The 12,542-nt window shown below is 46.8% G+C and carries 17 protein-coding genes; 14 read left to right on the top strand and 3 right to left on the bottom strand.

Annotated elements, in window-relative coordinates:
- Positions 1-2 precede the first annotated feature (2 nt).
- Both Q9R23_RS08100 and Q9R23_RS08095 read left to right on the top strand, forming a co-directional pair.
- Positions 3-593, top strand: a complete 591-nt coding sequence (locus Q9R23_RS08100) for an HAD family hydrolase (protein ID WP_311246806.1) — start codon at positions 3-5, stop codon at positions 591-593.
- A gap of 73 nt (positions 594-666) precedes the next feature.
- Positions 667-1,050, top strand: a complete 384-nt coding sequence (locus Q9R23_RS08095; protein ID WP_214853951.1) for a GNAT family N-acetyltransferase — start codon at positions 667-669, stop codon at positions 1,048-1,050.
- Here Q9R23_RS08095 and Q9R23_RS08090 read toward each other — a convergent pair.
- Genes Q9R23_RS08090 through Q9R23_RS08080 form a run of 3 tightly spaced genes read right to left on the bottom strand, consistent with a single transcriptional unit; the run spans position 1,042 to position 2,441 of the window.
- On the bottom strand, positions 1,042-1,479 hold the full coding sequence (locus Q9R23_RS08090) for a GNAT family N-acetyltransferase (protein ID WP_064299835.1): 438 nt from the start codon (positions 1,477-1,479) through the stop codon (positions 1,042-1,044). The two genes, Q9R23_RS08095 and Q9R23_RS08090, sit on opposite strands and share 9 nt — an antisense overlap.
- Positions 1,480-1,494: 15 nt before the next feature.
- Positions 1,495-1,950 carry a hypothetical protein gene (locus tag Q9R23_RS08085; protein ID WP_311246805.1) on the bottom strand — a complete coding sequence of 152 codons (456 nt, stop codon included), beginning with the start codon at positions 1,948-1,950 and terminating at the stop codon, positions 1,495-1,497.
- A complete protein-coding gene (locus Q9R23_RS08080; protein ID WP_311246804.1) occupies positions 1,947-2,441 on the bottom strand; it encodes a sigma-70 family RNA polymerase sigma factor in 495 nt (164 codons plus the stop codon). The genes Q9R23_RS08085 and Q9R23_RS08080 overlap by 4 nt, the downstream gene beginning before the upstream one ends.
- A gap of 143 nt (positions 2,442-2,584) precedes the next feature.
- Between Q9R23_RS08080 and Q9R23_RS08075 the strand changes: the two genes are divergently transcribed.
- The 12 genes from Q9R23_RS08075 to Q9R23_RS08020 all read left to right on the top strand — a co-directional run bounded on the left by Q9R23_RS08075 (position 2,585) and on the right by Q9R23_RS08020 (position 12,530).
- A complete protein-coding gene (locus Q9R23_RS08075; protein ID WP_311246803.1) occupies positions 2,585-3,232 on the top strand; it encodes a serine hydrolase domain-containing protein in 648 nt (215 codons plus the stop codon).
- A 4-nt stretch (positions 3,233-3,236) separates the two neighbouring features.
- On the top strand, positions 3,237-3,494 hold the full coding sequence (locus Q9R23_RS08070) for a serine hydrolase domain-containing protein (RefSeq protein WP_396136362.1): 258 nt from the start codon (positions 3,237-3,239) through the stop codon (positions 3,492-3,494).
- Positions 3,491-3,901 carry a group-specific protein gene (locus Q9R23_RS08065; protein WP_311246801.1) on the top strand — a complete coding sequence of 137 codons (411 nt, stop codon included), beginning with the start codon at positions 3,491-3,493 and terminating at the stop codon, positions 3,899-3,901. The genes Q9R23_RS08070 and Q9R23_RS08065 overlap by 4 nt, the downstream gene beginning before the upstream one ends.
- A complete protein-coding gene (locus Q9R23_RS08060) occupies positions 3,898-4,458 on the top strand; it encodes an AAA family ATPase (protein ID WP_311246800.1) in 561 nt (186 codons plus the stop codon). The genes Q9R23_RS08065 and Q9R23_RS08060 overlap by 4 nt, the downstream gene beginning before the upstream one ends.
- A gap of 99 nt (positions 4,459-4,557) precedes the next feature.
- Entirely contained in the window at positions 4,558-5,367 is an 810-nt protein-coding gene (locus tag Q9R23_RS08055; RefSeq protein ID WP_311246799.1) for a phosphotransferase, read from the top strand.
- Between the two features lie 53 nt (positions 5,368-5,420).
- The gene (locus tag Q9R23_RS08050; RefSeq protein ID WP_311246798.1) at positions 5,421-5,852 is read left to right on the top strand and encodes a hypothetical protein; all 432 of its coding nucleotides are present in this window, start codon (positions 5,421-5,423) and stop codon (positions 5,850-5,852) included.
- 46 nt (positions 5,853-5,898) lie between these two features.
- The gene (locus tag Q9R23_RS08045; protein WP_311246797.1) at positions 5,899-6,882 is read left to right on the top strand and encodes a DUF2268 domain-containing putative Zn-dependent protease; all 984 of its coding nucleotides are present in this window, start codon (positions 5,899-5,901) and stop codon (positions 6,880-6,882) included.
- A gap of 9 nt (positions 6,883-6,891) precedes the next feature.
- Positions 6,892-7,209: a hypothetical protein gene (locus tag Q9R23_RS08040; RefSeq protein WP_311246796.1), complete on the top strand. Its 318-nt coding sequence runs from the start codon at positions 6,892-6,894 to the stop codon at positions 7,207-7,209.
- A 632-nt stretch (positions 7,210-7,841) separates the two neighbouring features.
- The gene (locus tag Q9R23_RS08035) at positions 7,842-8,537 is read left to right on the top strand and encodes an ABC transporter ATP-binding protein (protein ID WP_311246795.1); all 696 of its coding nucleotides are present in this window, start codon (positions 7,842-7,844) and stop codon (positions 8,535-8,537) included.
- Positions 8,538-8,564: 27 nt separating this feature from the next.
- Positions 8,565-9,338: a hypothetical protein gene (locus tag Q9R23_RS08030; protein ID WP_311246794.1), complete on the top strand. Its 774-nt coding sequence runs from the start codon at positions 8,565-8,567 to the stop codon at positions 9,336-9,338.
- A 19-nt stretch (positions 9,339-9,357) separates the two neighbouring features.
- Positions 9,358-11,985 (top strand): ABC transporter permease, encoded by a 2,628-nt coding sequence (locus tag Q9R23_RS08025; protein WP_311246793.1) that lies wholly within the window; start codon positions 9,358-9,360, stop codon positions 11,983-11,985.
- 17 nt (positions 11,986-12,002) lie between these two features.
- Positions 12,003-12,530, top strand: a complete 528-nt coding sequence (locus tag Q9R23_RS08020) for an HAD-IIIA family hydrolase (protein WP_214853976.1) — start codon at positions 12,003-12,005, stop codon at positions 12,528-12,530.
- Positions 12,531-12,542 lie beyond the last annotated feature (12 nt).

Here is a 12,542-nt window from a genome sequence, read left to right as displayed (position 1 = left end):
TCTTGATTCGTGCTTTATTGTTTGATTTAGACGAGACGTTACATGACCGATCCGGTTCTCTTCCCTGTTTCCTTCGGGATCAGCATCAACGTTTTCGTGAAGTTGCGCCTGTTCCGATCGACGACTACATCACGACGTTCTTATTGCTTGATCAAGAAGGACGCGTCTGGAAGGACGTCGTCTATACGGAAATGATTCGTCGCTTCGAGTTGTCGCTTTCTGTTGAAGTACTGCTACACGACTACGTGACGCGTTATCCGTTCTTCGCACGGAGCTTTCCGGGAGTCGACACCTTTTTTGCGCAATTATCGCCTGAGCTACCCATCGGCTTACTGTCGAACGGTCGGACGACGTACCAACGTGCCGTCTGTGACGCCATCGGACTGTCTCCCTCCTTTACGCAGATCGGGATCTCGGAACAAGAAGGCGTTCGTAAACCGGATCCGACATTTTTCCTTCGCTTAACGGATCGTTTAGGTGTTCGCCCGGACGAAGTCCTTTATGTTGGCGACAATTACGACCACGACATCTTACCGGCACGCGCGCCCTCGGTATGCAGGCGCTTTGGAAGCGCACAGGCGATGTTCCATTGACTGACACGCAATTTTCGGACTGGCGCCAGTTACCTGCCCCACTCCAAGACTTGATACGAAAGGAGAACCAGCCATGACGGAACAGATTCGCCGTTTCCAACCTGACGATTTTGAGCAGATTCATCGATTGAACGCATTAGAAGGATGGCAGGATCTCGTCGCTGATCAAGAGCGGACCCGCAACGCGTGGATGAATGCAAATGCCGCTTTCGTCCTTGAGTCTGACGGAGAAATCCTTGCCTATGTCCGCGCTTTAACGGACGGTTCAGTGACGACGTTCGTCTGTGAGCTCCTCGTCAGCCGAGACGCACGCAAGCGTGGGTATGGGCAACAGTTGCTCGATCACTTGCAACTCACCTATCCGACGCGGATCGATCTCCTGGCAAACCGTCAAGCTGCTTCCTTTTATGAACAACAAGGATTTCGTGCTTTCCATGGTTTCCGTAAATCACGATGAAGCGAGTGATTTCGAATAACTCGTGCTCGTCACGCTGTAGCCCATCGATTGATAAAAGTGATGGGCTGCTTCGCGTTCTGGTCGATTACCACTGTTCAGTAAAACGGCAGTTGCTCCTCTTGCATGCGCCCAGTCTTCCGCTGCTCGGATCAAACGGCGTCCAATTCCCTGCCGACGATGTTTCGCGTTGACGACAAACGCGACGATTCGGACATAGGTCGTATCATGCTCGAACGCTTGCGCCTGAAACAGACCGACGCAGCCGAGAAGAATATCGTCGTCTTCTAACACAAGCAATTCATAATCCGGATGACGGGTGACCCGCGAAAATCGTTCGCGTAAGACGTCCTCGCTTGCCGGATAACCAAGCTGCGTCATCAATCCGACCAATTGTGGTAGATCGTCTGTTGTCCAAGACCGGATGGTCATATTTCTCTCCCCCCATTATCGTGTGGGCGACAGAATCATCACCCGTTCTCGACCCTCTTCCTCACCGACGACCAGCACGTGCTCAGATACCGGATCATCCTTGATTTGATAGACGGTAAACGCATCAAGGTTCGACGCAAAATCAGATGTGTCCTGTTCCAGTCCCGTATCGGTCAAGACATCATCCGTGACCCCAAGTCGTTTCCCTTTCAGCTGTTGCCAGTCTAAATTCGTCATCTCTTTTGCTACTTTGTAAAACTGTTCATCATAATACATGCCGACGACCATCGATTGCGACGATTGCTCGGGAACGGTCTCATGCAAGGAGCTGAAACCGATGATCGTCAGACCTGCAGCAAGGCAAACAGCTCGTACCGAGCGCCGGCGCCGTTTTGCTTTTCGGATACCCTGAATTGTTCGTTGCCTGACGGATGACGGTACGTCGATCAAGAATTTTGGCTCGTGATTCATAGACTCATCCCCTTCTGTCGTCGTACTTTCTCGAGTGCGCGGTACAACGTGCTTTTGATCGTACTCAGTGGCACATTGAAGGTTTGCGCAATCTCTTGCAATGACAAATCTTCTTCATACCGGAAGTAGACGATTGATCGCTCGGTCGGCTCGAGGACATCCAGTAAATCGTCCAAGTACAAGCGATCGACGAGACGCTCTTCAAACGACGTCGTTTGACTGGGTTCGATCGCGAGCGGCTGAAACGACGCTCGATGTTGCTGGAAAGCGCAATTCATCGTGATGCGCGTCAACCACGTCTTAAAATACGAAGCATCCCGTAAACTCTTTCGCCCACGCCATGCCCGGTACGCGACCTCTTGGACGTTCTCAAGCGCTGCCACCTCCTCTTTCAGATAAATGAAGGAAATACGGTACACATAGTCTTCTTCTGCGAATAAAGCTGCTTCAAAAGCAGCGTCGGATAATGCTGCACCTGACTTTCGAAACACATCGGCATCCTCCTTTTTTACAATCACTCCCCTATTAGATACGCGACACGTTTAAAAAGTTTCATTTTTTCAAATTTTTCTTATAATTCCCTTTTCTTGCATGAATGAATTCGATAGGATGGGAAGCAGAGAGGGTGATGAACGTGTACAAGAAACTCATTGCTTTACCGGAGCTTACGCAACTCGAAGGGGCGGTCTCCATCCACCAGCAAGGTGAACAAATCTTTAGCCATGCTAACGGATTCGCACATCGGGGCTACCGCGCATCGAATACAGAAACGACACGATTCGGAATTGCTTCTGGTGCGAAACTCTTCACGGCGGTCGCCATCTTACGGTTAGTCGAGGCAGGAAAGGTAGCACTCGACGAACGCGTCGCGACGATTCTACCGGACATAGGAATCGATCTAGACAGCGTGACCGTGCATCATCTGTTAACCCATACGTCAGGCATCGGTGATTATTTTGACGAAGCGACGATGACCGATTTCGAGGAGGTTTTTCAAGATTTCCCGATGTACCGTTTGCGTCGTCCCATCGATTTTTTACCGTTGTTTCAGGACCAAAAAAGACAGTTCACTGCGGGCGAACGTTTTCATTACAACAATGCGGGATACATCCTGCTCGGTCTCGTGATCGAACAATTGACGAAACAACCCTTCTCGGATTACGTGACGAACGAATCACTATGCGTTACCAATCATTGGCGGACCAGATGGCGGTGCCTTCCTCACAGCATCAGATATGGAACGTTTTTGGCGAAGTCTTCTGACGCATCAGTTGCTGTCTGAATCGATGACTACTCAACTGTTTCATCCCCACGTCAAAGTCAACGATATTGCGTCTTATGGTTACGGCGTCTGGCTGAAACGACTCGATGCCAAACGCGAGAAGTGGCACATCATGGGTTACGACCCGGGTGTCAGCTTTCATTCCGCCTATTATCCACAATCGGAAACGATCGTCACCGTCTTATCGAATACGTCTGACGGAGCCTACGCGCTCGTTCAGGCCATCGAACTACTTTTACTTGAGAAAGGAATCCATACATGAACCTTTATATTGCTTCTCGGTTTGATCACACGTTGACCGTCCGCTGGCTCCGCGATGAACTCCGCTTGCGTGGACACGATGTAACATACGACTGGACGATGAACAATCGGGCAAAGGATCCTGAGGCATTGCGAAAGATTGGTCTTGCTGAATTCGAAGCCGTGCAACAAGCGGACGCCTTCGTCCTCGTGTTACCAGCAGGGAAAAGTAGTCACGTCGAACTCGGGATTGCGCTCGCGACGAATCGCCCGATTTACTTATGCATGCCGGATGCGACGTACTTCACCGGACCATTGGCCAGTACGTTTTATCATATCGGACGGACGACTCCTTGCTTCGGAACGAAAGAAGACTGGCTCGCGCAAATTCTTGCCGATCGTTTACCGGAAGAACAACTGACGTCATGATGACCGTCCTGTTGACGATTGGACCGACCCATGCCGGGAAAACGACGTTCGCACGACAGCTTGCTCAACGTCTACCAGCAAGCCTTGTCATCGATCAGGATCTTCAAGCACGTTTTTTGCTCGAACATTATCCAGACCTCGTTCCAACAGAAGGACCGAATCAGATCAAACATGACTTGACGGGATGGTTGATCGAAAAGGCGATTACTTCCTCCGTTGAGACAATCATTTTATGTAATGCCAACACTACAAGGACCGGTCGGAAACAGCTGTTAAATCAATTTCCCCTTTCGACGTTCCGCTCGATCCTCATCTGGTTCGATTTACCCGAAGTGACAATTGCAGACCGACTGACTCACTCCAAACGCGATGGACGAGAAATTCGTGGCGACTCGTTGTACTACGACATCTATCAGCGGCAACGAATCGAGCCGCCAGTTTCCGGTGAAGCGGACCAAATCGTTCGTCTTCGTTCGACGGAAGACGTTGACACACTCCTCGACCATGTCACGAATCCGTCGCTTGATGCTCTCTTCGATGCGGTGTCGACTGATTGAAGAACATGACAATCGCACGTAAAGCACCCGCTTCTTCATCAACGCATGCAAAAAGACTAGCCGATATGTAACCGATTACAAAAGAAAGAAGGAACACTCATGTCTGAAGAACAACGATTGACCGGCGGAAATGTCTCCGCTGTCTATCAAAAAGGTGAGCATGTCTATCGCTCACAAAAAGAGAACAGCAACAACGTCCAACGGTTATTACGCCACTTAGAAGCGAAACGCCTATCCGGTGTTCCCCGTTTCGTCGGTATCGACGAACAAAATCGAGAGATCCTGACCTTTCTCCCTGGCGAAACGGCCGATTATCCCCTAAAAGCATACATGTGGCATGATGACGTATTGGACGATGTCGCACGTCTGATGCGCCAGTATCATGACGCGACAGTCGACTTCGACGTCTCACCGGACTGGGCACCGTTGCTCAATACCCCGACTCCATACGAAGTCATCTGTCACAACGATTTTGCCGTCTACAATACGATTTTTCAGGATCAAAAACTGAGTGGCGTGATTGACTTTGACCTCGCGGCACCCGGTCCACGTGCTTGGGATATCGTCTACACGCTCTATACGTTCGTTCCGCTTAGCAGCAGACGACAAGCACCTGACGGATCCGTTCTTGCTTATTCACCGGAGCAAGATGACACACGTTGCGCCAAGCGAGTGAGTCGGTTCCTTGATGCGTATGGCTATGAAGGACCGCGTTCCGAACTGCGATCCATGTTATTGTTGCGCATCGAAGCCCTCTATCTATTAATTGATCAAAGAGCTACGGAAGGTGATGCTGCCTTCATCAAGATGAAAGAAGAAGGTCACGACACACATTACCGCGCGGAATACCGTTTCATCGCGGAACATGGGGAGAAGTGGTTCATCGATAAAGATTCATCAGAAAAATAACAGTTTATCTTTCACGTTAGATGTCCGTGATCTTCATAGAGGAGTGATTTCCCGTGAAAACGATTGATCTTGATTTTCTACTGACAATAGAAGAATACGATCTCGAATTAGATACAATGTCGTTAAAGGCGAACGACCATTACGCGATTGATTTCTATTTTTATGGCGCTGACGAAACATTCAAGCTTTTGATTGACGATCCTTCGCGCGATTACTTTTTAATGCGTTTTGAAAAGTACGCCGTTTTCCTAGGGACATTACAAGAGCATGGCATCATCGACGACAGACTCCGAAATCCGTTCCCGGTCGTGAAATCAAAAGAATCGATCTTGGGAGAGTTCGCTGCGAAGTATATGAAAACGAAGGAAATCTATACGGAACGGGGCGACTTGCACTTATTTGCCATCAGGACGCATGAACAAGATTTTTATATTCTGTCCTACAGTGATCCAATCATCATTGATCTTATGGCGAAAGAGGATTGATTGAACACCAGTTGTTACATCATAAAAAAAGGAGGATGAACGTAGCTTGAAAAAAACACTAATATTACTTTTAACTGCTCCCCTTCTGCTTTTATCTGCTTGTACAGAAGAGCAAAAGACAACACAACCCACTACTAAAATGTTATCAAAGAGTACAAAAGTAAAATCCGAATCTGTAAAAATCGATGCCGAAAGTACATTGAACATTGTTTTTCTTTATGAACCATATAAACAATATCTACAATCGTCCTTAAAAAACAATGATCCTGAAGTAGATAAAAAGAATTATGCGAAATATGTTTTAAGCTATATCGACAAAATCGGGGAAAAGGAGCAGTTTGCGACAGCCGACTTGAAAGGTTTCCCGATGTTGCAATCAACCGTGTACGAACAAGAGCTACTCGATAAAATCGAGAACTTGATGAAACAACAAGAGGACATTACAAAAATCATCAAAAAAAATTACATCGCTTCTCATAAGATCCTTCCCAAAAAGAAAAGTACCATTATCGTCGCTCCGGTTAATCCTGAATCCTCTTTCGATCTTCAGTCGATGAAAGGTGTTACAGGAGCAGCCTATAAAGATGCATTCATTCTCTACCTGGATACAAACTACGATCAAGACATCCTGGCATATTCGACGGCACACGAATATCATCACTTAGTCCTCAAGGATACACCTGATTTTAGTTTAAGTACGACTCTTAATTCCGTCATCGTCGAAGGAAAGGCAGATGCCTTTGCCGACCGAATCGTCAAAGGCGTCTCCCCTCCATGGAATGTCGAAATGGATGAAGCAACGAAGAAACATGTCGTACATCTGGTCAACAGCAATGAAGTATCACAACTCGACTTCGTCGTAGGTAACGAACAAAAAGAGATTCCTCGTTGGAGTAACTACATGTTGGGGCGTGATATCCTCAATCACTATTTTGAATCGCATCCAGATCAGTCCATTGCTGACTGGACCTATACGGATCAAGCAGATATCTTAAAAGGATACACGTATCAAAAGATTCTTGAACAATGAGGTGCTTTCATGAAATACACATGTTCCGTCTGCGGATATGCGCAAATGGACGACGTTGCTTATGACGAAAATGGTGACGCTTCGTTTGAACTTTGTTCTTGCTGCGGCTTTCAGTTCGGAGTAGACGATGATGTCGAAATCGAAGACGGTATTTTTTTATCGAGAAGTGAGACACACGACTTGTATCGCGCGAACTGGCTCAAAGAAGGTGCTAAAGTCTTTAGCCCTTATGCCTTTAAGCCTGGTCCAGGAAAGGGTGAACCTTTAGCGAGAACGGTTTTGGAAAAACAATTACGAGCAATTCATATCAGACTAGAAACATATTAAAAGAGCGCCACACTTCACGAAGATCTCGTGTGAGTTCTCGCTCCTTTTTTTATGTCATCATGCTCGAATCTCGTGCATCATCAACAAAACGGTCACGATAGTTCCTTGATGCAGATGATTCTCAATCGTTACCTCACCATCATGTGAATCGATCATCCGTTTGACGATTAACAGATACGTCTAGTAAATCAAGGACAATTCGAAGTGATTTCTTCGTCCACTGTTGTTCCAATATTAGGTGTGACGTCCGAGGTTGTTTATCGAGGCGGTACCGTTTCCTTTCAATGACCGTCTACCGATTTTTTGTTTCAAGCGTTTCTGAGAAATAGAAGAATATTTTTAATGTCTTCGATTCCACTACTCTTTTCGTTCCTTATGTCTCTCATCGTCCTAAAAAGATGGTGGTATCGATTCACAGGAGCATCAGCATGATTCTTCCACTGATCCATAGCCTTTTCTTGCATCTTCATTTCGTTTTAAATGCCTTCCTTGATCGGTGTTTATCCGTTCTTAGAGAGAAGTTATGGGAAAAACATAACTGAGTAAGAATTTCGAAAATAAAAACACAATAGACAAAATTTTCTAAAAATAATACACTATATTTAACCAAATTATGTAAAAGGAGTGCTCGCATGAATATTACCTTTCAAGATGTTTCGCACTCGTTCGAGCGAAGCGGTGTCCGGACCGATGTCTTGCATCAACTAAACGGTCAGTTTTCGCAAAGTGAGGTGACGGCACTCGTCGGTCCGTCCGGGTCCGGAAAATCGACGTTCCTTAGTCTTCTTGGTTCGCTTGATCGTCCGACGTCCGGTCAAATCCTCTATGACGGGCAGGACATCACGTCTTGGAAGAACAAACGTTTATCGCAATTCCGCTCGCAAGAGATCGGCTTCATCTTCCAGCAGTTTCATCTCCTACCGTCACTGACGGTGTCTGAAAACCTAAAGGTCGCCTTGTTAAAACAAAAGACATCGTTTAATCAAGAAGAGCGAATCCTCGAGCTGCTCGATCGGGTCGGACTCGACGACAAACGAAATGCTTTACCTGCTCAACTATCCGGCGGGCAACAACAACGGGTGGCAATCGCCCGCGCCTTGTTGCATCATCCGCAATGGATTCTTGCAGATGAGCCGACTGGTAATCTTGATTCCATGACCGGTGACGCGATTTTTGAACTGTTGCTAGAACTGCATCGTGAAGACAAATGTGGCGTTTTATTTGTCACACACGACTTAGAACTCGCCGAACGCGCTGACCGAATTCTCTTCATGCAGGATGGTCGGATCGTCGAAGACCGCCGAAAACGCACGGTGCAAAGTGTTTAAGTACTGTTTAAAGGGAGGTGTCTCGCGTTGCACACGTTTCGTGCCAAATTAATCACGAGCTTTATCGGCTCACTTGTCGTTTTTCTATTGTTGTCGGTATCGACGCAGTCTGCGTATGAAGCGTTTCGGAATGCGGACTTCTCGGAACAGGAGACGACGATCGTACGAGATTGTAATCATGATGACTTATCAAAACTTATTTTCAAAAAAAATAGTTGTACACTCGATAACACGATCGACGAAAATTCTGAAGGTGAAATTTTAGGTATAAGTACAGGTAAAACGGAAAAAGTGGATGGAACAGCACGTGGAAAAGCCAATGCTATCAAGTCGCCAGGCTTTTTGAAATCAGCCGAAGAAAAGGCAGGCTCTAGTTTTTCAATCATCCTTCTCTTGTTGCTTCTTGTCGGAAGTTTCATCATTTATTTTGTAATCAAAAAACGAAAGCGACTCACAGGAAAACATACTTTAGACATTACGGAGACTATGGAAGATCAATCAAATCTTTCTTTCAAGAATAAAACTTCGTCTACAACAACTCAGTCTATGCCTACTCCTCCTATAGAATCATTACGCCTGATGCTATTTGATTTTAACCAACGATTACCACGTGCCCTCAAGCGGCGAAGTCATGAGTCGTTGACAGACTGGACGGAGCGCATTCATCTGGTGACGCCACTCTCTCCTTACTTCGTCACCCGCTACGCAGCGCAAGCAGAAGTAGAAGCACTCGATGCACAAGCGATTCACCATTTCGAACAAGATCTTGCACATTATTTAAAGACGCAAATCCCCCAATAACAAGCAAAGGAGACTACATATGCTTCGTTTCGTCATCAATCAATGGCGCCGGCAGCGCGGGAAATTCATCCTTACGCTCGTCGGTGCGCTCATCATCAGCGCTGGACTCAGTCTGATGTTCAACTTGACCGACTCCAGTCAGGGAACGGTCGAACAAACATTACAAAAGAAATGGTCATCTGCGTATGACATCGTCGTACGACCGAAAGGCAGTCAGCTTGCAAGTGAGTCGAATGATTTACTCGAACCGAACTATTTAAATGGTATCAATGGTGGAATTTCCTTTGAACAATACCAACAAATCAAACAAATGAATGCGATTGATATTGCAGCTCCGGTTGCTGTCATGGGGTACGCCAATATCGGCATCTCGATTCCAAATCAAATCCACTTTCCGGACGAGCCTGGTATTTATCGACTGAGTAATTCACATTATGGTGCTGGTGGATTTTCGAAAGAACTCATCGCACAGGATGGTGCCTACTTTTCAACTATGGAAGAGCCGCTCGTTCCTCCGAATACGCGATTGATCCATCTTCAAAATCCGCAAGATTTTTCATCCATACAACCCTTTACCTATAGTCTTATCGTCGGAATCGATCCGGAGGCGGAAGCGCAACTCGTCGGTTTGGATAAGAGCATCCTGAATCAAAAGAAATTTCGTTACTTTAGTCAAGAGGATGTCTCCTCAGTCAGCAAGAAGAGTTCCAATGAATTCAATATTCCGGTATTGATTAATCCAAAATCCTTCAATACGGGATATAGTCAATTCAAGTTAGAACAAGTTAACGTCGATCTGAAAACGAAACAAGCACGCGACACATTTTATCAACGACTAGCTCAATCGAACGCTCCTCAACCTCTCGATCAAGAAAAACGAAAGATCATCCAAGATATTAAAGTCGATGCCTCTAAAGTCGAGAGCGCTTTTTTTGATTCCCTACTCGGTCAAAAAACTAAGGTACTTCCGCATTCGGAAGCAAATACTAACGCTCAACTCGTCGCCCAGACAGGCTCATTGACTTATCAAACGGTGAAGAGTCCGTTCCCTACACGATGGGAGAATGCTTATGAAATACACACAGCACCTACTGCATTCAAAAATGCTATATTACCATCCTCTTATCTTCCGAAGCGTGGCTTCCGGATGGTAGATTCTTATGAAATAAAAATGAAAAAATCGGATGGATCTACTTTTAAGTCAATGAATCCTTATCTGACGTTTAATGTCGTCGGTTTGTATGATCCGAACAAGATCAATGTCTCCAAAGATCCATTGAACGAATTACCGATGGAGACCTATCGACCATCGGCTGCGAGTATCGTACTTGACTCAAAAAATGAACCAGTCAATCCTGCCCAACCGATCAACACGACCGGGAATCCAATTGGTCTGTTGACGAACTCTCCAAACGTTCTTACGACAGTCGATAGTGTCCAAGAGGTGATGGGCGATCAATCGATTTCATCGATCCGGTTAAAAGTAAAGGGTGCTTCTTCTGTCGGTGAACAATCAGATAAAACCTTACAAAGTATCAAGTCGGAAATCGAACGAGAGACTGGTCTTATCGCTACGATCACCAAGGGTTCCTCCCCACAACCGGTCGTTACGAAGGTCGTCGATGACGGCAAGACGCTCGGTTGGATCGAACAACCGTGGATCCACATCGGTGCTGCGATGACAATCTTCCGTGAGACAAGTGTCGGTTTCTCAGGAGTCATCTTCGCGATGCTCGCCGTCGCCATCGTTTATGTCCTTGCAACGAGCTACGTCTCGATGCTCGCTCGCCGGAAGGAGTTTGCCGTATTACTCGCACTTGGTTGGCGGACGAAGGACCTTTATAAAATCGTCTTGATTGAGGCAGCCATCCTAGCCGGATTCGTCTCGACGGTCGCCTTGATCGTCGAAGGCATTTTCTCGCTCGTTCGGAACGAAGCGATGAACGGCTGGAGTCTTGTTTGGATTGCCCTATTCAGTCTCGTCATCTACCTGGCTGGCGCGACCTGGTCGGCGTGGACGATTCGCCGGATCTCGCCGTATGAAGCGATCAAGACCGGCGAATACGCGAAATCGGCTCGTATCGGACTGAAGCTTCGTTCGACCGTGACATTGGCGCTAAAAGAACTACTTGGGAAATGGAAGCGGAACAGTTTGTCCGTCCTCTCGATCGCTCTACCGACGGCATTGCTGACGTTCTTCTTATTCGTGACGTTCCATTTACAAGGAGTGCTTTATACATCGTGGCTCGGTCAATTCGTCGCCCTGCAAGTCGGTCCGATGCATTACGTGACGATGGGTATTGCCATCACAATCGCCATTTTGACGACGGGAGAGATCATGTGGCAAAACGTCACCGATCGCAGGGCATCACTTGCTGTCTTAAAAGCGCTCGGTTGGACGAACGGCGCGATCCGACAATTGATCGTCCTCGAAGGATTCCTTGTCGGTCTCATTTCCGGCATCGTCGGACTGATTGTCGCTTATACAACGATTTACTTCCTGTATGATCTTGTTCCGTGGAATGAACCGTTATTGTTTGGCGTATCACTTGCCTTACCGATTTTGTTCGGTGTCATCGCTGCCTTCATCCCAGCACAACTGGCAGCACGTGTTCAACCGTATCAAGAATTAAAAGATGCTTCGTAAACTAAGGAGTTGTACACATGAATTCTATTCAAGCAATATTTTTTGACCGAGACGGAACGATTGGTGGAGATAACACCGTCCACTATCCTGGAACGTTTACGTTATTCCCTCACGTCGCTTCACTAATGGAACGTTTACGTAACCAAGGTATGTTGTTGATTGCGTTTACGAATCAGCCTGGTATTTCAAAAGGACTCGCGCGTGAAGAGGAGTTCCGGACAGAATTACAGGACTTCGGCTTTGATGACATACTAATTTGTCCGCATGCAGCGGAAGATCACTGCACCTGTCGCAAACCATCACCAGATTTATTATGGCAAGCACAAGCAAAACACGATCTCCGACTCGAGCAATGTGTCGTCATCGGAGACCGCTGGAGTGATATGGTGGCAGCCGCTCGTGCTGGATGTATCAAAATCTTAGTCCGAACCGGTGCTGGAGAGAGCTCCATTCGTGATTACGCTGACCGGATGGATCAAGCAAACGTCGACTATATCGCCGACGACTTGGCAGAGGCAATCGCTTGGCTCGACACGCAAAACTGAATAATCGAAAAG

Origin of the sequence: Exiguobacterium sp. BRG2 (assembly GCF_031844245.1) — a bacterium.
Taxonomy (GTDB): domain Bacteria; phylum Bacillota; class Bacilli; order Exiguobacteriales; family Exiguobacteriaceae; genus Exiguobacterium_A.
This window is presented reverse-complemented; position numbering and strand designations above follow the sequence as displayed.